The organism is Caulobacter segnis, from assembly GCF_031454995.1.
Lineage (GTDB): Bacteria > Pseudomonadota > Alphaproteobacteria > Caulobacterales > Caulobacteraceae > Caulobacter > Caulobacter segnis_E.
In genome coordinates, this window is sequence record NZ_JAVDRV010000001.1 from 909539 (window position 1) to 927673 (window position 18135).

Here is an 18135-nt window from a genome sequence, read left to right on the forward strand (position 1 = left end):
ACGGCTAACGCTGCAAAGTGGCCTTGGCCGCCTCGTAGGCGCCGTAGACGTCCAGATCGAGCAGCCGCTCATAGAGGTCGATGGCGCGCTTCTGCTGCGCGGCGTCACCCCGTTGAAGGGCGACGGAAATCGAGACGAGCTTTTGACCGTACAACCCCCGGTTGGCGGCGCGGTCCAAGCCGATGATGCGTTCGCAAAGATCCAGCACCAGGGTTTCGAAGCCGGCCTCGAGCAGGAGACCCTGGAGCGCGTCCAGAAAGCTGTCCTTGAAGGCGGCCGCGAGCAGGGCGCCGTTGTCGGCCATGCCTTCCAAAACCTCACGGGTCATGGCGTCGGGAAGCAGGGGGTCGCGTAGCGGCAACAGGCTCGCGACGGCTTGGGCGATCGCGCCTTTGGCGAGGGGCAGGACCGGTCTCAGGGCGGCGTGGGCCGCCTGCCGAAGGCCGATGTCCTCCGAGCGCCACGCCGCCGCGACCGTGAAGGCCCGCCCAAGGTTTTCCGGGGTTTCCGCGCCCGTGGCCAGGTCGGCCAAGGTGTCGGCGCGATCGTCGCCGTCGACCAGCGCCAGGGCCATGGCGTATTCGCCGCCCAGTTGCCGCTGGACGGGCTCAGGGCTGGCCAGCCATCGCGCCACCATGGCCTGGCGCACGGCGTCGGGGAGCAACTGCCGGCATTGCCAAAAGAAGCCGGCGGATCGTTCGTCGAAGGCTTCGGGGACCCCGCCCCAGAGCGCTTCGAAGACCGCTTGAACCCTGTCCCTGTCGAGATCATAGAGCGCCCATCCGTGCCGGGGGATCAGGCTCGACCACACTTGGGGCTCCTCCAGCCGGCCCGCGTGTCGTTCCATCAACCGCAGAAAGCCCAGACGGTCCGGCGGATCCTGGGCCAGCAGGCCCAACGCCAGGGCGTTGAGGAACGGGTAGTTTCCGTGCGGGAGGATGCCCATGCCGCCCAGGCCCCGGCCAAAGAGCACGGGATAGGGCCTGGGCGTCTCCTTCTTGGCGTTGCGCTCGTCATTGCGCGCCTGGCGCAGTTGCTCGCGCGCGATGCGATCAGCGATCACGGCCGGATCGGTGACGACCCAGGTCTCGACCAGCTGCAGGTCCTGGTCAGCCAGCCCGCCAAGGCGTCCCGCCAAGGATTGCAGGGCCCAGGCCGCGTCATAGCGGAAGCTTTCGGAGGCAAAGCCGCGCGCGACGAGGTCGCGGATCAGGGCGAGGATCGCCGTGTCCAGTCCAGTGTCGGTTTCCGCCAGCTTCTGGAGCAGAGCGCCGGCGGCGTATTCGTGGCGTCCCGCCAGGAATGAGGAGCCGACAAGAGCCATGGCCCGCTGCGGCGCGAGAAGCGCGAATTCGCCGAAGGCTCTCCCAAGCTCGACATAGCCGCCTTCCCCGCGCCGGCGTCCCGGGCGCGCGAAACGATCGGTTCCGTCGCAAGCTTCGTTGAGCATCCGCATGATGTCGGCGTCGCTGGCCTTTTCCATCGCGGCCGGCGACATCGGCGAGGTGACGATCGAGGCCAGGCTGCGGCCTCGGTGGCGGCTTAGGCGCGGTTCCTGAGCGACAAGTTCCGCGACCTGCCGACGCCGGCGCGGCGAAAGCGCCTCTAAGGGCAACAGGTCCAGAAGCACCGCCCGTCGCGCCTCGGCCCACTGGCGCCGCTGACGGCGCGTCTCGACGCCGTCTTCGTCCCAGACCCAGTCCTGGTAGCCGTCCCACGCTTCCAACGCCGCGCGCACCCGCTGGACCAAGTCCGGCGCGGCATGGGGCGCGGCGGCGCTCAACAGGGCGCGGGTCGACCAGTCCGACACCATGTGTCCGACGTTTTGATCATCGTCGACATGCGCCTTGCCCAGTTGAAACCGGCGCGTATCGCCGAGCAGCCACTCCAACGCCTGGTCGGCCAGCGCCGCGCCCGCCGCGGCGAAACCGTCGGCGACCAGGGCCTGGACTTCCTCCACCTCGATAGCGTCGACTTCGGCGGCAAGGTCCAAGAAGGCCATCGGCTCGGCCCGCGCCGTCAGCTCCATGGCGCTGCGAAGGCAAGCAAAGACTGTCCCATCCTCGTGCGGATCTTCCCAGGCGAACGGAAGGTTTTCCGAATGGGGGTAGCCTTCGCGGACGGTCTCCGTGCGCCCCGGCTCGCCCACCACCTTCAGGAACCAGGCGAATGCGACCGTCAGGAACCGGCGCGGCGCGGCCTCGACCACCTTCTCCAGTTCGTAGATCGATAAGGCGCGTTCCTTGCTGTAGGGGACAGCTTCGATGAAGGCGGCGAAGAGATCGACGGCGGTTTCGGCTCGCCCCTCCTTGAGAAGATCCGTCAGGAACGCGGACACGGCCCAGGTCTCCAGCTCGCCACGCGCGAACACCCGGCGCAGGCGCGCCTCGATCAGCGGCGACCAGAGCTTGGCGCGCGAAACGATCTCGAAGGCGGCGAAGTCGTGCTGCGCGCCGTCCCAGTAGCGAAGCAGCAGCGCCTCGGCCTTGGCCTTATCGACCGAGGCTTCGGCCACGACCATCGACGCGGCCTGATAGGCCAAGTCTTCGGTTGCGAGCATTTGGGGCAGGAGCGGCGTGAGCGCCTCGCGCCAGCCATCCCAATGGCCGACGATCGTGGCGACCGCGCGGCGGGCCAGCGGAGGGTCCTGAAGCACCAATTGCCGGACCCAAGCCACTTCCCGGGCCTGCGGGGCGCTCTGGCTGGCGATCAGATCGGTGACCAGATGACGCAGGTGCCGCCGCGTCCGGCCGTCGCCGAGCAGGAGGTCGAGGGCCTGGCCGTAGGCGGTCTCGTCGACCTGGCGCAGCCGCTCCAACCCTCGCAGGATGGTCGCGCGGTTGAAGATCGCGTCCTGTACCGACCAGGCGTAGTCGGCCAAGACCTGGGCCGTGGTGAACCCGCGAGCCTGGAAATCGTCGAGCCAGGCCTGATGGGCGAAGCCGAGCCGGCCCTGGGACCGCACAATCAGTTCGCAGGCCTCCGCTCGGCGTAGGGCGTCGGCGGATTCCGCCTCGATCCGATCGGCGGGGAGCCACAGGGCCTGGGCGGCCGTCATCTGCTTGGCCATGTCTTGAAGAAGGGCGTGGACGGCGCGGCGGTGGCTTTCGCCGCCCAGGGGCGCGGAGGCCAGCCACGCGTTGAGCAGCTCGCCTTCGACCAAGCCGGCCAAAGCGACTTTCCGTCTGATGAGCTGCACGAAGAGCTTGAGCAGGAAGGGTCGACGCAGCGTCGTCTTCAGGGCGTCCGGAACCCTCGTGGGATCGATGTCCAGATCCGCGAGCAAGGCCTCGACCCGCGCGTAGTCGGGAAGCTGAAGCTGGAAGGTTTCGGCGTCCAGGCTCTCGAAGCGGGCGTCGTAGCGCGCCTCAAACGGCCGGGACGAGACGATCACGTGCACGGGCGGTCCCCCCTGGACCTGCGTAAGCCCGCGCGCCAGTCTCAAGAGCAGCCGCATGCGGTTGCCGGACGCGTCCATGACCTCGCTGACCGCGTCGAGTTGGTCGATGATCAGCGCCACCGGTTCGACGGCCGCCAGGGCGGCGATTTCCCGGTCGATCGGCCGTTGCATGCCAAGGGCGCGCGAGATGTCGGCGAAGCTGGCCACGTCCGGCGGCAGTTGATCGGCCTTGATGGCGAAGACGGTCAGCCCGTCGTCCTCCAGCCGTCCGATCAAGCCGGCCAGCAGCGCCGATTTTCCGGCCCCCGCCACCCCGACCAGGAGCGTGGTCTCGCCTGGATGGTCGAGCACCCGGCGGCGCAGCGTCTCCTCCTCGGGACGATCGATGTGCAGGCGCGCGATGGTCTGGGGCCAGGATCGCAACCCCTCGGATCCCAGCTTGGCGTCGTCGCGCGCCGCCTGCAGCTGATCCTGCGGCGTCGCCGGCTTGGGCGTGGAGGTCTGCAGTTCGGTCACCCGTTGCAGGATCTCATCGATGGCCGCCCCCTGGGCGGTGTCGCGCCAGTGTTCTGACCGCAGCAGGCCGGATCTGAGGCTTGTGGCCATGGCCTCGAAGGCCTGGGCCAGTCGCTCCGGCTCGAGGCGATAGATCTTGCGCAGAACGTCATCCATCGAACGATCGCGCAGATAGGGTTCGACGAATCGGCCCGTGAAGTTGCTCGTGAGGGCCTTGGCGTCGAAGGTCGCGTCACGATGGCTGACGACCTGCAAGACCATGGGGCCAAGAACGCTGATGGCGTAGGCGTCCGTCTCCAGCTCGCCGCCGAGTTCAGGCGCGATCGCGAGCGCTTCGCCGATCGCCTGGGCCGCGATCTGGGCCAGTTCCCGTTTGGCGGCGGCCTTGCCGATGATCCGCTTGACGCCGGCGTCGCCCGTTCGGCCGACGACCCAGCCGAGGCCGGCCTCCAGCACCTTCATCGCGATCGCGCTGAGCACCGTCAACGGCGCTCCGGCTGATGGCGGCGCGGGACCGCCGGCGCCAACCCGAGGCGTTCAGCCGCGCCGCGTCTCACCCGATTTCGCATTACGATCTCTCTAAACGGGCTGAAGTGCGCCTTGGACCGCCAAAGTCGAGCTTGCTTGCGGAAAAATCCAGTCCTTAGGCGATCGCGAGGGACCATCGCCAAATCCTCGGCGCGCGCTTTCGCGCGATCGTCCCATGGACCCGGCCTGTTGAACCGGCTAGTCGGCCTGCCGTATCAGGAGACCGTCAGGCCATCGCCATGCCCCCCGAAGAAGCCATAGTCCTCGCCCGTAAGCTTTGTCGATCGTTGGCGAGCGCGCCGCTGCCCCAGGAGCGGGCCCGGCAGGTCTTTCAGACCCTGACCCGCGCGCGCGGATGGAGCCCGGCGCAGGAAAGCGCGATCCTGGCGTTTGGCGACTGGCTGGATGGCCGGCCCGCGCCTGGCGCGATGAAAGAGCGCTGCGAGCGCTTGCTGGCCGCGCTCTAAGTCGCTCAACGCTCGCCAGGTCGTGGTGTCGTCGGCTCGCGGCCAAGGTCGCTGTCCGATCACGCGGGAGCCAGCGCTAGCGCAGTCATCGCTTCCATCACGCCGGGCGCGCGGAGCCGGCTACTCGGCGGCCGACCGCGCCGCCGCCCAAAGCGGCGGCGCGCCATCTCGTGCGCTGCGTTAGAAGAACAAGATGAACATGAAGAGCAGGAACAGCAGGCCGCCCCGGGGCGCGCGGCGCCCCGGCTGACTGGCCTAGTATTCCTCGGCCAGCATCAGGGTGAGAACTCGCCGCGTCACCGCCGGGTCGGCGGCGTCGGGCGAAGCCATGGCAAGATTGAGATCGTAATAGTCGATCTTCCAGAACATCCGCTGGCCATCGATTTCGAAGGCCCCGAAGTCGCGCTCGCCGTAGGGGTCGTTGTCCTCGCTGAAATCGGAAAAGGCCTTCACGGCGGCCATGGCTTGCACCAGCGTGTGCTCACCCATCGCCCGGAGGCCGGGCGTCACCACCCACCCCACGCCCGGCAGGGCGCGGTGCTGATCGTTCAGCTTGGCGATGGCCTGGGCATGCTCTTGCTCGGTCATAGGAATATTCTCCTTGGGTCGTCGGTTGCGGACGCAAAGCGCGTCTGCAACCGGCGCCCCTCGGCGAGAGCTGGGGGTGCAAGCGGAGCGGCCGGCTTCGCGGGGACCCGGCTGCAGGACCCGAAGGGGCCGAAGCTGGGCGGAAGGCGGTCCGAAGCGCGCTGGGGGCGGAGCCCCAAGCCCTGCGCGCCCGCCCGCGGGCGCTCATGACAATGAAGCCTGTACAGGAGAGCGCGCGAAGCGGGCTCGGGAGGCGGCGTCGAGCCGCCGGCGGCAGGCCAAAGCCTGCCCGCAGGGGCGCGCCCGTAGGAGCCGCGAGCGGAGGCGGCGCCCGCAGGGCGTGCGGCGGGACCGAGCGCGCCCGCCGGCGGCTCACCTTGTCGGTCGTCCTGGTGGGTTCAGGTTACGTCTTGAGCCGACGAAGCGTTTGCTGGTCGCGGCGGGCCGGCTGTTTGCGTGCACAGACGGGCCTGCGCCGACCGGCGACGCGGGAACGGCCCGGTCGTCCTGTCGTTTGGGTGCTTCAACGCGGAGACTCCCCATGACCCCCGACGAGCGCCTGACGATGCAAGATCCGCGCGAGCAATATCCCAAGCCGCCGTTCCCCGCCCAGCCGCAGGCCGCCCCCGGCCTTGCCAGCCGCATGGAGCCTCGGCCCGACCACGGTGAAACCAGCTACAAGGGCTCGGGCAAGCTAGCGGGCCGCAAGGCGCTGGTCACGGGCGCGGACTCCGGCATCGGTCGCGCCGCCGCGATCGCCTTCGCACGGGAAGGCGCCGACGTGGCGATCGGCTACCTGCCCAGCGAGGAGGCTGACGCCCGCGAGGTGATCGCCCTGATCGAGGCCGAGGGTCGCAAGGCCCTCGCCCTGCCCGGCGACATCAAGGACGAGGCCTTCTGCCGCGACCTGGTCGCTCGGGCGGTCGAGGGCTTGGGCGGGCTCGACATCCTGGTCAACAACGCCGGCAAGCAGGTGACCCAGCCCGACATCGACGACATCTCCAGCGCGCAGTTCGACCAGACGCTGAAGACCAACCTCTACGCCCTGTTCTGGATTACCAAGGCCGCCGAGCCACACCTCAAGCCCGGCGCATCGATCATCAACACCGCCTCGGTCCAGGCCTATGAGCCGTCCGAGGGCCTGCTGGACTACGCCACCACCAAGGCCGGCATCGTCGCCTTCACCAAGGCCCTGGCCAAGCAGATGATCAAGAAGGGCGTGCGGGCCAACGCCGTGGCGCCGGGCCCGTTCTGGACGGCCCTGCAGCCCAGCGGCGGCCAGACCCAGGAGAAGGTCCAGCACTTCGGCGAGCAATCGCAGCTGGGCCGACCGGGCCAGCCGGTGGAGATCGCGCCGGTCTATGTGCTGCTGGCCTCGCAGGAAGCCAGCTTCATCACCGGCGAGGTCTATGGCGTCACGGGCGGCGCGGGCATCGCCTGACCAGCGCCGCATGCAAGGAGCGCCAGCGTCATGACGGTGACGAAAACGCGATCGGGTGGCTGCGCGTGCGGCGCCATCCGCTTCGAGACCCGCGATCGACCCAAGCGGGGCGGCCTTTGCCACTGCATGACCTGTCGCAAGGCGCACGCCTCGGCGTTCAATCCCTTCCTGGTTTTCGATCCCGGAGACGTCACGGTGACCGGCGCGGCGTCGGCGTGGGAGAGCTCGCCAGGCTACGTGCGCTATTTCTGCCCCGCTTGCGGGTCGCGGGTGTTCGCCAAGAACAGCGGCCAGGATGGCCGGGTCGAGTACGAGGTCTCGCTCGGCTCTTATGACGAGGTTGGGTGGTTCGAGCCGCAGTACGAGAGCTGGACGCTGCGACGAGAACCTTGGCTAGCTCCGCTCGAAACGCCCCAGTTCGTGCGAGACCGCGTCTCGTAGAAGCCCGCCACAAACCCTTGCCGGTTGGTGGTCTGCCGAAACGGACGATTTTAGGCTGCGCCGATTGACGAAGCGTAGCACCGCCGGCGCTAGCGGCTGGCCTGCGCGGTTCGACAAATTGCCTCTCACGACACTTTAAGTTATCTTTTGCTGGAATTATCAAACCGACCGGTTTGAACTTCTCCGGAAGAAATAACTATGAGTGATCAATCTGGAGGAAAGTTGAACCAGCTGAGCCGCCTCGTGCCCGAGGGGCTGGTGGTCGATACCGGCTGGCTGTCGAGCAACGGCTACTACAACTCGTTGCGCGCGAAGTACGTGAACGCCGGATGGCTGGAGCACCTAGCCCACGGCGTCTATGGTCGCCAGCGCAACAGCCTCGACTGGGTGCAAGTCGTCGTCTCGCTCCAGACGATCCTTGAATATCCCCTGGTCGTCGGCGGGCGCAGCGCCCTCGAACTCCAGGGCTTTGGCCACTACGCCGCCGACCTGAAGGTCGTCCATCTCTACAGCCAGCGACCCCCGCCGCCCTGGCTTGACGAGCTCCCGCTGCAAGTGAAGTTCCAGACCCACAACGGCGCGCGGCTGTTCCTCGCCCCGATCCAACGTCGCCCTGAAGCGCTGGACTGGGACCAGGTCTCCCAGCAGGGCGTCCTGGTCGAGCCGAAGCTCGACAGCATCACCAACCTGAAGGTCGGTCATCAGCCCTGGCCGGTGGGCGTCTCGATCCCAGAACGCGCGATCCTGGAGGCGCTCGACGAGCTGCCCCGCAACGACAGCTTCCACCAGCTGGACATGCTGATGGAGGGTCTGAGCGCGCTGAGGCCAAGGAAGCTGCAAGCGCTCCTTGAGGCGTGTCGCAGCATCAAGGTCAAGCGCCTGTTCTTCCTGCTGGCTGAGCGACACGACCATGCCTGGCTGGCGCGCCTGGATCGCGACGCCATAAGCCTGGGCAAGGGCAAGCGCAGCTTGGTCCCAGGCGGCAAGCTCCATCCCAAGTACCAGATCACCGTCCCGGAAGACTTCTGATGGCCTTCGCCGAACTCTACGAGCGCCAGGTGGCGCTGCTCATCCGGGTGATGCCGATGGTGACGGCCGAACCCTGCTTCGCCCTCAAGGGCGGCACGGCCATCAACCTCTTTATCCGCGATCTCCCGCGCCTGTCGGTCGACATCGACCTGACCTACCTGCCGGTCCAGGACAGGGAGACCTCGCTGGCCGAGATCGAAGCGGCCTTGCTGCGCATCGCCGCTCGCATTGAGGCCAGCATCACGCGCGTCCGCGTTCAACCCAGCCGCTCGCAGACCGACAACGCCGTCACCAAGCTCGTCGTGCGCGTCGACAACGTGCAGATCAAGATCGAGGTGACGCCGGTGCTGCGCGGCTGTGTCTTCGACCCCGAGCCGCGCGACGTCTCCCCCGCCGTCGAAGAACGGTTCGGTTTCGCCACGGCGCGGGTGGTGTCGTTCGCCGATCTCTATGCCGGCAAGATCGTCGCCGCTCTCGACCGCCAGCATCCGCGCGACCTGTTCGACGTCCGCGACCTCCTCGCCAACGAGGGCGTCGACGAGCGACTGCGGGCGGCCTTCATCGTCTACATGATCAGCCACACGCGGCCGCTCGGCGAGGTGCTCGCGCCGACCCGCAAGGACATCGCTGGCGAGTACCGGCTCAACTTCGAGGGCATGACCGACGCGGTCGTGCCGATCGAAGTCCTGATTGACGCGCGCGAGGCCATCATCGCCACCATGATCGGGGGCATGCCCGAGAGCCATCGGCGTTTCCTGCTGGGCTTCAAGTCCGGAGAGCCCGACTGGGATCTCCTAGGGCTGCCGCATGTCGCCGAGCTACCCGCGGTCCGCTGGAAGCTGCAGAACCTCCGTTCAATCTCCGACGACCGCCGGGCCGGCCTGCTGGCCAATCTCGAACGGGCGATCGAGAGCGGTGGCCAAGCCGCGCCGCGCCCGTGATCCGTCACTCAGCTTGGCATCGCACTCTGCCTTGCGCGTAGCCGGCGCCGCGGCCACAACCATGCGATGCTCGCCGTCCTCGCCGCCGCCATCATCGCCTGCTCGGCCCCCGCTGTTCATGACGGCGACACGCTGCGATGCGGATCGGAACGTGTCCGACTTTTTGGGGTCGATGCGCCAGAGGTTCGACGCGGCGCAACGCCGGCCGAGCCGCTGGCCTACGAGGCGCGCGATGAGCTCGTACGCCTGACCCGTGGCCGGGTCGGCTGCCGCTTCGTCGAGCGCGACCGCTATCAAAGGTTCGTAGGTCGCTGCTGGTCGGATGCGACGCCGGACGTCAACGCCGCCATCATCCGGTCGGGCTTTGCCACCGAGTATCGGCGCTACAGCAAGGGCGCCTATCGCGCCGCTGAGGAGGCGGCGCGAGCGGCAGGCCGGGGTCATTGGGCCGCCAGCCCGCGCTGACGACGATTTTGCGACCGTGGAGGATTCGCCAGGCGGGAATTACGACGCCAGCTACCCGCGTGCTGTAAGGCGGTCCGCCCGGCGATAACATCAGACTGCTCATTCACATCAGTGATGTTATCGAGCAGCCTGATGTTAGCTTCGGCTAGCGTTTATGCCGACCGTAGTGATTGCTGGTGCGGAAGTTGTTGTAGTGCCCACCCTTGTGGGAAGAGCCGCTGTAAGCGCCTCCATAGTGGCCGCCGTGGCTGGCAGTGTGATGGCCACCCCCATAATAGACCTTGTGACCATTGGCCTGCGCCGCCGAGACACACAGCAATGAAAGCGCGGCGACGATAGCGATCGTCTTCATGGCCCTCTCCGATCCCTCGCCTTAAATCGGCTTTGCGCCAGGCGCGCCGCACTTGGCGAACTTACCCTTGGTGTCCTTGCACTTGGTCGGCTTGGCCGGAGCGCTCGCCGCTGGCGGACACTTGATGAACTTGCCCTTGGCGTCGCGGCAGGCGGCCGCGAAAGACGGGCTCGCGCCAGCCGCGAGGAAAAGCGCGGCGACGGTGATGGCGATGATACGACGCATCTCTCAGCTCCGGTCGCGGGATGCGACGCTCAAGCTTGACGCTCGCGCCGAAGTAAAAACAAGTCACTTTACACACGCTATGGGTACGACATGCGTCGCCACGACCTCCGCCGTGAAGCGATGGTGAGCTTGACCTCACCGGCGACTGCGGATGGCCTTGATCAGTACAATAGGGAAGAGCGCTGAATGAGGATGCTAACCGCCGGAAGCCAGGGCGTTGCAAACCTGGCTCTTGCTGACACCCGGCTTGAGGCCCTCCTGGGCGGCTTTGAACTCGTGCTCTCCATCCAGGGTCACACAGTCACGCCGGATCCGAACTTCTGGGCCATCGTCTACAGCGGCGAGGTACAGGTTGGGCCGCCCCTCGGTCAGCTTTCACGCCTTGGCACGGTGCGGCCAGCCTCCCCGCTCAGGCTCCAGACCGGGCCACAGGCCATGCGCGTCAGTTGGGAGTTCGGCTGCCCCTAAGCCGCGAACAACTGGCTGCGATCGAGGATCTTCGAGACGCCGGCGACCTGCAGTTTCAAGTCACGCTGTCTGGAGAAGGCGGACCCAATGGCCGCGAACAGCTAGCGCCTGTCCAAGAGGTCTTCGTCCTAAGCGTCGCGCGCTCGGCTTGGATCGCTTCGATGAATGCTGCCAAGGCGATGGATATTCTCCTCCTCGAGATTCCGATGCCATTTGTTGATGCGCCAGCCGCAGGTCGGGAGCTAACCGAGATGCTGCGACGGGCGCAGGGCCTGTTCCTCAACGGGGACTATCCCGAGACCTTGGCCCGTTGCCGTTCAGTCTTGGAGGCGCTGGGAACGCTTCAGACCCGCGACGTCCGCTGGCCCGATGCAGCCCTCGATGATCTCAAGGCGAGTCGATCTCGCGACCTAACCAAGGAACAAAGGCTTCGCTCGATCGAGGCGGCGCTCATGCAGCTCACCCACCTCGGCGCCCACCCCAACGAGGTCAAAATCGATCGGCGCGATGCGAAGCTCGTCCTGGCTTTGACGGCGGGAATCCTCGCCTTCGAGATCGCTTAAGGCTCGGTTGGCGCTGGCGTGTCGCGTCGAAGAATGGCGAGCGATTGAGGGTCGCATCGGAGAACGATGAAAATCCCCAGTGCAAAACCCAGTGCAAAGAATCTTCTGGTCTGGGGCCCTCAGGCCACAAACTCGCAACACATTGATTTTACTGGAGAAAATGGCGCGCCCGGAACGATTCGAACGTCCGACCCTCAGATTCGTAGTCTGATGCTCTATCCAGCTGAGCTACGGGCGCGCACTGCCTTGCGGCGAGGCGGGGGAGATAGCCCAGCCGTTCCGGGGACGCAAGCCCGGTTTGAAGGATAATTTCGAAAAGTTGGCGCAACGGCGTTCGCTCTTGGCCGGACGATGCCCGGACCGCGCTCAAAGCATGATCGATGTAGCCCCTGGGCGCTTATCTGGGCGTGACAGCGCCCTTTCCTTGGTGTCCATGGTGTCATCCGGGACGGCGGGCAGGTCGTCCCTCGTTGTCTGCCTGAGGATCCGTATGCGTCGCTTCGCCTCCCTGCTCGCCCTTTCCGCCGCCCTTCAGCTGACTGTCGCGCCGCTGGCCGCCAACGCGGAGTCGATCGCGCTGGGCATGCCGACGCCGAAACCGGCGGCGATGTCACCCGTGTCGAAGGGCATGGTGGCGGCGGCCAATCCTCTCGCGGTCGAGGCCGGCCTGAGGGTCCTGCGCGAAGGCGGAAGCGCTGTCGACGCGGCGGTGGCCATCCAGGCGGTGCTGGGCTTGGTGGAGCCGCAGAGCTCGGGTCTGGGCGGTGGGGCGTTCCTGGTCTTCTACGACGCCAAGACCGGCAAGGTGACCGCCTACGACGGACGGGAAAAGGCCCCCAGCGGCGCCGGCCCGGACATGTTCCTGGGCGCCGATGGCAAGCCCCTGCCCTTCGTGACCGCGCTGCTGTCGGGCCGCTCGACCGGCGTGCCCGGCGCGGTCGCCATGCTGTCCATGGCCCAGAAGGAACATGGCGCCGTCGCCTGGAACACGCTGTTCAAGGACGCCGAGAAGCTGGCCGACGACGGCTTCGTGGTCAGTCCGCGCCTGGCGGGGATGATCAACAGCACCCGCGCCCCTCAGCCCTCGCAGCCCGACGCGGTGAAGTACTTCTCCAAGCCGGACGGAACGCGCTACCAAGCTGGCGACGTGCTGAAGAACCCGGCCTACGCCGAGACCGTCCGCAAGATCGCGGCCGAAGGGCCGGCGGCGTTGCTGGACGGTCCGATCGCCCAGGCGATCGTCGACCGCCTGCACCAGGGCGATCTGCCCAGCAGCATCACCTTGGAGGACCTTAAGACGTACAAGCCACGCTCGGGCGACGCCCTGTGCCGGCCGTGGAAGGTCTACACCGTCTGCGTTCCCAACCCGCAGTCCAGCGGCCTGGCCGTCATCCAGGCGCTGCGCATGCTGGAGCACACGGACATCGGCAAGCGTGGCCCGACCGATCCGGTCGCCTGGACCCTGCTGGCCCAGGCCGAGCGCGTGATGTACGCCGACCGCGACCGCTACGTCGGCGATCCGGACTTCGTGAAGGTCCCGGTCGAGGGCCTGCTGGATCCCGAATACGTGGCCGAGCGCGCCAAGCTGATCACCGACAAGGCCGGCGCGCCGCCGCCGTTCGGTCACCCCAAAGGCGCGCCCAAGGTTGGCGTCGACATGACCCATGAGCCTGGCGGCACCACCCACTTCGTTGTCGTGGATCCGCGGGGCAACGTCGTGTCGATGACCACCACGGTCGAGAGCCTCTTCGGCAATGGCCGGATGGTCGGCGGCTTCTTCCTGAACAACCAACTGACCGACTTCTCGTTCTCGCCGAAGGAGAAGGACGGCGCCCCGGCGGCCAACGCGATCGCCGCGGGCAAGCGACCGCGCTCGTCGATGGCGCCGATCATCGTGCTGGACAAGAAGGGCAAGTTCCTGGCCGCCGTTGGCTCGCCGGGCGGCAACGCCATCCTGTCCTATAACCTCAAGGCCATGGTCGGCGTGTTCTACTGGGGCCTGAACATGCAGCAGGCGGTCTCGCTGCCCAACGTCGTGGCCCGGGGCGAGACCTATTCGGGCGACGCCGACCTGTTCGGTCCGGAGATGCTGGCGGCGCTGAACGCGCGGGGCGTCAACGTCAAGGTCGGCCAGATTGAGGGCTCGGGCCTGCAAGGCGTGATCATCCGTCCGGGCGGCATGCTGGAAGGCGGCGCGGACCCCCGTCGCGAAGGCGTGGCCAAGGGCCTGTAGACTAGGCCCCTAGGTCCGGGCCTGGTGCTCCTCCAGGCCCGCCTCGACCTCGGCGCGGGAGAACACCTCCTCCTGGCCGTCGATCAACAGTTCGGCGTCGGCCGCCTCTTGCACGGCAACCATGGCCGCCACGCGGCGCAGGGCGGTCGGGGCGTCCGGCGCCTCGACGGTGATCTCGTGCATGGGCGCCAGGTCGGGCGAGGCGCCCAGCTTCACCGCGATGGTCCATTTGGTCGTCATCGCCAGTCTCCCAGAGCGTTTCGACGAAGTGGTCGCCGGTTCGTCGTTAGAAAACGCGTTAAGGCAAAATCAGTCGGCCGACGCGTCGGCGCGGCCGCCCGGTTCGGGCAGCGGGTCGGGAACACCGGCCAGCGTCAGATCGAACACCGAACCACCCGGTCCGGTTTCAACCAGCACCAAATCGCCGCCATGACCCTGGGCGAGCTCGCGCGCGATCGCGAGGCCCAAACCCGTGCCGCCCCGACGGGCCGAGCCCACGAACGGCTGGAACAGATTGGCGCGGGCGCGGACGGGAACGCCCGGACCATCGTCCGATAGCCGCAGCACGCTGAAACCATCGACCCGACGCAACTCGACGAACACCTTGCCCTGGCCGCCACGGTCCGGCGCGCCCTCGATCGCCTCGCGGGCGTTGCGCAGCAGGTTCGTGAGAATGCGATGCAGCTGGTCGGGATCGGCCAGCACCTGTTCGCGCGGATCGATGACGGTCTCAAGCGCCACGCCCTTGGCCATCAGGCCAGCGTCCTCGGCGGCCATGTCCAGGGCGGGCCGCAGGGGCGTCGGACGCGCCACCGGGGCGGGCTCCTTGGACTTGCCGTAGGCCATGACGTCCGAGGCCAGGGTAATGGCCCGGTCGAGCGCGCGCTCCAGACGCGGCAGGGCCTGGGCCACCTTGGGATCCCCCAGCGCCGCCAGACGATCCGACGCCATCTGGGCGCTGGTCAGCATATTGCGCAGGTCGTGATTGATCTTGGCCACCGCCTCGCCCAACGCGGCCAGGCGCGCCTTGGACGCCAGGGCCGCCAACAGGTCGGCCTGCATCCGGTCGAGCTCCAGCTCGGCCCGGCCGATCTCGTCGCGACGGTTGGAGGGGACGAGCCGCGCGGCGGGGTCGTCCGGATCGCCCCGGAAGGCCTCCATCGCCCGGGTGATGCGCTGCATCGGTCGCACGAGAAAAATGTTCAGGAAGGCGTAGACCAGCAGCCCCGCCAGGCTGGCCACGAACAGGGTCACGCCAGCCAGTTGCCAGAGATAGCCCACCAGCTTGGCCTTCAACGGCGCGTCGGGCAGCACCACCTCGACGAACTCGGCCTTGCGGTAGCGCGGCTCGGCCATCACACGAACCATGCTGCCCTTGGGGCTGGTCAGGGTGAAAAACGGCGCGGCCAGCCAGGAGCCGGGGTTCTGACGGCGCAGATCGACAAGATACGGCGTCGTCTCGAACGGCTGCTTGGGCGGCAAGACGAGGCGCCGAGCGCCGTCGACCTGCACGGCGACGGTCACCGCCCCGGCCTGGTCGAACATCTGGTTGGCGACCGCGTCGCTGACCCGCAGCTCCGGATCGGACTCGGCGATGGTCGAGGCCAGTTCGCCCGCGCGCACGCGGTCCAGCAGCCACTGCTCCTCATAGGCCGCCAGGGCGGGCGGCAGGATCAGCAGGCCGCCGAACGCGACGACCACCAAGGTGAACAGCAGCAGACGCGCCGACAGGCCGCCGGGCCACGGAAAACGTTTCCGGGGCGGGGCGATCTTGGTCTCTGACGGCGAAACGGCTTCGACCATCCGGGGCGGCTACTTCTCGTCCAACAGCGCGGTCCCGCGCCCTTTGCGCCAATGGCGCCACAACGGCGGCAGAAAGGCCAGCACGCCCATGCCGATGATCGGCAGATAGATGCGCGGCGAGAACAGGGTCTCCAACGTCACCGGCCCACCCTTGGCAAAGATATGGCCCAGCCCCGCGCCGATGCCGGCATAGACGAAGGAGCTTGGGATCATCCCCAGGACCGAGGCCAGGATGAAGGTCCTGGCCCGGATGTTCATCACGCCCGCCGCCACATTCACCACCAGAAGCGGAAACGCGGGGATCAGGCGAAGGGTCAGAAGATAGTTGAACGCATCGCCCTTGAAGCCCGCCTCGACCTTGGCCAGGAACGCCGTGGGCTTCTTGCGCAGCATGTCACCAAAGGCGGTTCGGAACACGAGGTAGGTGATCGTCGAGCCGCCCGTGGCGCCGGTCACGGCGGCAAAGCCGCCGCCGATCGGACCAAACAGAAAGCCGCCGGTCAGGGACAGGATCAGGGCGCCGGGCAGCGAAATGGCCACCGAGCTGACATAGATCGCCAGATAGATCGCCACGCAGAGCAGCGGCTTCTCATGGGCGAAAGCCTGCAACGCCGCGCCCCGCGCGCGCAGCTCCTCCAGCGAGATGTGATCGGCCAGGCCGCTGGCGAAGGCGGCGACGAACAGGACGACGATCAGCGCCAAGGGCCCGAAACGGCGCAGAAGCGTCAGCACCCGCTCGCGCGTCATGCGGCGCCGACCGCGTCCTGGACGGCCGCGAAGCCGTCGGCCCGAAGGCGCCCGGCCAGCTCGCGCTTGATCCTGACCACCAGGCCTGGCCCGCCGTAGACGAGCGCGGAATAGAGCTGCACGGCTTGCGCGCCAGCGCGGATCTTGGCGTAGGCGTCCGCGCCGCTGGCGATCCCGCCCGCGCCGATCAGGGCGACGCGACCGGCGGCGGCGGCGTGAAAGCGCTTCAGCACCTCGGTCGAGGGACCCAGCAGAGGCGCGCCCGACAGGCCGCCGCTTTCACCGGCCAATGGCGACTTCAGGCTATCGGGCCGGGCGATGGTGGTGTTGCTGACGATGATCGCGTCGAGGCCCGCGCCGACGACGGTCTCGACGATCGCCTCGACCTCGCCGTCCTCGAGATCCGGCGCGACCTTCAGGAAGATCGGGTAGTCGTGGCCGGACCGCGCCTTCAGACCCGCGCGGGCCTCGGCGAGACGACCAAGCAGCTCTTCCAACGCCGCCTTGGTCTGCAAGGCGCGCAGGCCCGGGGTGTTGGGCGAGGAGATGTTGGCGGTGAAGTAGTCCGACAGACCCCACAGGCGCGTCAGGCCCGTGACATAGTCCTGGATGCGGTCGGTCGCGTCCTTGTTCGCCCCGATATTGGCCCCCACCAGGCCGCCCCGCCCCTCGCGGGCGGACAAGCGGCGCGCGAACGGCTCCAGGCCGCCGTTGTTGAAGCCCATGCGGTTGATCACCGCCTGGTCCTCGCTCAGGCGGAACAGGCGCGGGCGCGGATTGCCGGCTTGGGCCAGCGGCGTGACCGTTCCCGCCTCGACGAAGCCGAAGCCGGCGGCCAGCATGGCGTCGGGGACCTCGGCGTTCTTGTCGAAGCCGGCGGCCAGGCCCACGCAGTTGGGCAGCGATAGACCCGCCAACTGGACAGCCAGGACCGGATCGTCGGGACCCGCGTCGCGCGGTCCCAGCCCCAGCTTCAGTCCCCGAATGGCCAGGCCGTGCGCGTCCTCGGGATCGAAAGCATGCAGAGCGCGGGCGGCGACATCGTGAAGACTCATGCGGAAAGAACGCCCAGTTGCGGCACGCCGTCGGCGTCCAGATCAAGTTCACGCTGGCTGACGACCTCGCTGGCCAGCAGCGGTCGGTAGAGGTGCGGAAACAAGGCTCCGCCACGCGAGGCTTCCCACTTCAGCGCCTCGCCCAGGCCCTCGACCTCGACGCCCAGCAGGACGAGGTCAGCCTGATCCTTGAACCACTTGGCGGCGGTTTCCTGGGCCTGGTCAGCGGCCGAGAAGTGGATGAAGCCATCGGCCAGATCGACGGCCGAACCGTCGAAGCGCCCAGCGGCCTGGGCGGTCGCCCACTCCGCGCGGGATAGGATCTTGTAGATCAGGGTCATTCGCCGCCGGCTCCGCCGTTTTCGTGGGCGTAGAAGAGGTGCTCCAACACCGGCGCGCCCTGGCCGTTCCAGGCGAAGACGACCACCGTGGAGGTCGGGAAGCGGGCGCGCAGCTTGTTGGTCTGGATCGGCGAGGCCCCGCCCTGGACGGCCAGCCGCAGGGCCAGTTCGTGAAGGCCAGGATTGTGGCCGACCACCATGACCGTGGCGGCGGTGTCGCCGTGGTCCTCGAGGGCCTGGAGAATGTCCTCGGGATCGGCGTGATAGAGGTCACGCGAATGCTCGACCCGCGGCGTCCGGTCGTGGGCCGCCAGCACCCGCTCGGCGGTCTCCCGCGTGCGCCGCGCGGAAGACACAAGCAGAAGGTCGGGCGCGATCCCGGCGTCGGCCAGGATACGGCCCATGACGGCGGCGTCGGCGCGGCCGCTTTCGGCCAGCGCGCGCTCGAAATCGCCCCCGCTTTGGGCATGCCGCTCGGCCTTGCCGTGGCGCATCAGGATCAGTCGGTCCATGGCGTCCTCCATAGCCGCAC

18 protein-coding genes and 1 tRNA gene are annotated in these 18135 nt (G+C 67.7%); 8 read left to right on the plus strand and 11 right to left on the minus strand.

The features are described 5' to 3' along the window. Positions 1-4: 4 nt before the first annotated feature. Entirely contained in the window at positions 5-4402 is a 4398-nt protein-coding gene (locus J2728_RS04160) for an ATP-binding protein (protein WP_309996745.1), read from the minus strand. Between the two features lie 281 nt (positions 4403-4683). On the opposite strand from J2728_RS04160, the gene J2728_RS04165 reads away from it, so the two are divergent. Next, complete coding sequence (locus J2728_RS04165; RefSeq protein WP_309996748.1) at positions 4684-4911, plus strand: hypothetical protein; 228 nt, start codon at positions 4684-4686, stop codon at positions 4909-4911. A gap of 255 nt (positions 4912-5166) precedes the next feature. On the opposite strand, the gene J2728_RS04170 is transcribed toward J2728_RS04165, so the two are convergent. After that, on the minus strand, positions 5167-5499 hold the full coding sequence (locus J2728_RS04170; RefSeq protein ID WP_309996750.1) for a DUF3768 domain-containing protein: 333 nt from the start codon (positions 5497-5499) through the stop codon (positions 5167-5169). Between the two features lie 541 nt (positions 5500-6040). Between J2728_RS04170 and J2728_RS04175 the strand changes: the two genes are divergently transcribed. The 5 genes from J2728_RS04175 (at position 6041) to J2728_RS04195 (ending at position 9816) form a co-directional block, all read left to right on the plus strand. Next, positions 6041-6940, plus strand: coding sequence for an SDR family oxidoreductase (locus tag J2728_RS04175; protein WP_309996752.1), 900 nt, complete (start codon positions 6041-6043; stop codon positions 6938-6940). Between the two features lie 30 nt (positions 6941-6970). Beyond that, positions 6971-7381 carry a GFA family protein gene (locus J2728_RS04180; protein WP_309996755.1) on the plus strand — a complete coding sequence of 137 codons (411 nt, stop codon included), beginning with the start codon at positions 6971-6973 and terminating at the stop codon, positions 7379-7381. A 222-nt stretch (positions 7382-7603) separates the two neighbouring features. Then, entirely contained in the window at positions 7604-8410 is an 807-nt protein-coding gene (locus tag J2728_RS04185) for a type IV toxin-antitoxin system AbiEi family antitoxin domain-containing protein (protein ID WP_309996757.1), read from the plus strand. Continuing rightward, positions 8410-9351, plus strand: a complete 942-nt coding sequence (locus J2728_RS04190) for a nucleotidyl transferase AbiEii/AbiGii toxin family protein (RefSeq protein WP_309996760.1) — start codon at positions 8410-8412, stop codon at positions 9349-9351. Before J2728_RS04185 ends, J2728_RS04190 begins: the two co-directional genes overlap by 1 nt. 66 nt (positions 9352-9417) lie before the next feature. Then, complete coding sequence (locus tag J2728_RS04195; protein WP_309996763.1) at positions 9418-9816, plus strand: thermonuclease family protein; 399 nt, start codon at positions 9418-9420, stop codon at positions 9814-9816. 145 nt (positions 9817-9961) lie between these two features. Here the strand turns inward: J2728_RS04195 and J2728_RS04200 are convergent, their stop codons facing one another. Together J2728_RS04200 and J2728_RS04205 are read right to left on the minus strand one after the other, a co-directional pair. Then, positions 9962-10168 (minus strand): hypothetical protein, encoded by a 207-nt coding sequence (locus J2728_RS04200; protein ID WP_309996765.1) that lies wholly within the window; start codon positions 10166-10168, stop codon positions 9962-9964. Between the two features lie 21 nt (positions 10169-10189). Further along, positions 10190-10393: a hypothetical protein gene (locus tag J2728_RS04205; protein WP_309996768.1), complete on the minus strand. Its 204-nt coding sequence runs from the start codon at positions 10391-10393 to the stop codon at positions 10190-10192. 446 nt (positions 10394-10839) lie between these two features. Between J2728_RS04205 and J2728_RS04210 the strand changes: the two genes are divergently transcribed. Beyond that, positions 10840-11424: a hypothetical protein gene (locus tag J2728_RS04210; RefSeq protein ID WP_309996770.1), complete on the plus strand. Its 585-nt coding sequence runs from the start codon at positions 10840-10842 to the stop codon at positions 11422-11424. A gap of 161 nt (positions 11425-11585) precedes the next feature. Here J2728_RS04210 and J2728_RS04215 read toward each other — a convergent pair. Then, a tRNA-Arg gene (locus tag J2728_RS04215) sits at positions 11586-11662 on the minus strand. 252 nt (positions 11663-11914) lie between these two features. Here J2728_RS04215 and ggt point away from each other — a divergent pair. Further along, on the plus strand, positions 11915-13657 hold the full coding sequence (gene ggt / locus J2728_RS04220) for a gamma-glutamyltransferase (protein WP_309996772.1): 1743 nt from the start codon (positions 11915-11917) through the stop codon (positions 13655-13657). 9 nt (positions 13658-13666) lie between these two features. On the opposite strand, the gene J2728_RS04225 is transcribed toward ggt, so the two are convergent. The 6 genes from J2728_RS04225 to J2728_RS04250 all read right to left on the minus strand — a co-directional run bounded on the left by J2728_RS04225 (position 13667) and on the right by J2728_RS04250 (position 18115). Continuing rightward, positions 13667-13897 carry a hypothetical protein gene (locus J2728_RS04225; protein WP_309996775.1) on the minus strand — a complete coding sequence of 77 codons (231 nt, stop codon included), beginning with the start codon at positions 13895-13897 and terminating at the stop codon, positions 13667-13669. Between the two features lie 69 nt (positions 13898-13966). Then, positions 13967-15460 (minus strand): sensor histidine kinase, encoded by a 1494-nt coding sequence (locus J2728_RS04230; RefSeq protein WP_309996777.1) that lies wholly within the window; start codon positions 15458-15460, stop codon positions 13967-13969. Between the two features lie 9 nt (positions 15461-15469). Continuing rightward, positions 15470-16207: a TVP38/TMEM64 family protein gene (locus tag J2728_RS04235; protein ID WP_309996779.1), complete on the minus strand. Its 738-nt coding sequence runs from the start codon at positions 16205-16207 to the stop codon at positions 15470-15472. Then, a complete protein-coding gene (locus J2728_RS04240; RefSeq protein WP_309996782.1) occupies positions 16204-17262 on the minus strand; it encodes a quinone-dependent dihydroorotate dehydrogenase in 1059 nt (352 codons plus the stop codon). Before J2728_RS04240 ends, J2728_RS04235 begins: the two co-directional genes overlap by 4 nt. Next, complete coding sequence (locus tag J2728_RS04245; protein WP_309996785.1) at positions 17259-17603, minus strand: DUF952 domain-containing protein; 345 nt, start codon at positions 17601-17603, stop codon at positions 17259-17261. Before J2728_RS04245 ends, J2728_RS04240 begins: the two co-directional genes overlap by 4 nt. Next, positions 17600-18115: a SixA phosphatase family protein gene (locus J2728_RS04250; protein ID WP_309996787.1), complete on the minus strand. Its 516-nt coding sequence runs from the start codon at positions 18113-18115 to the stop codon at positions 17600-17602. The genes J2728_RS04245 and J2728_RS04250 overlap by 4 nt, the downstream gene beginning before the upstream one ends. Positions 18116-18135: the final 20 nt, after the last annotated feature.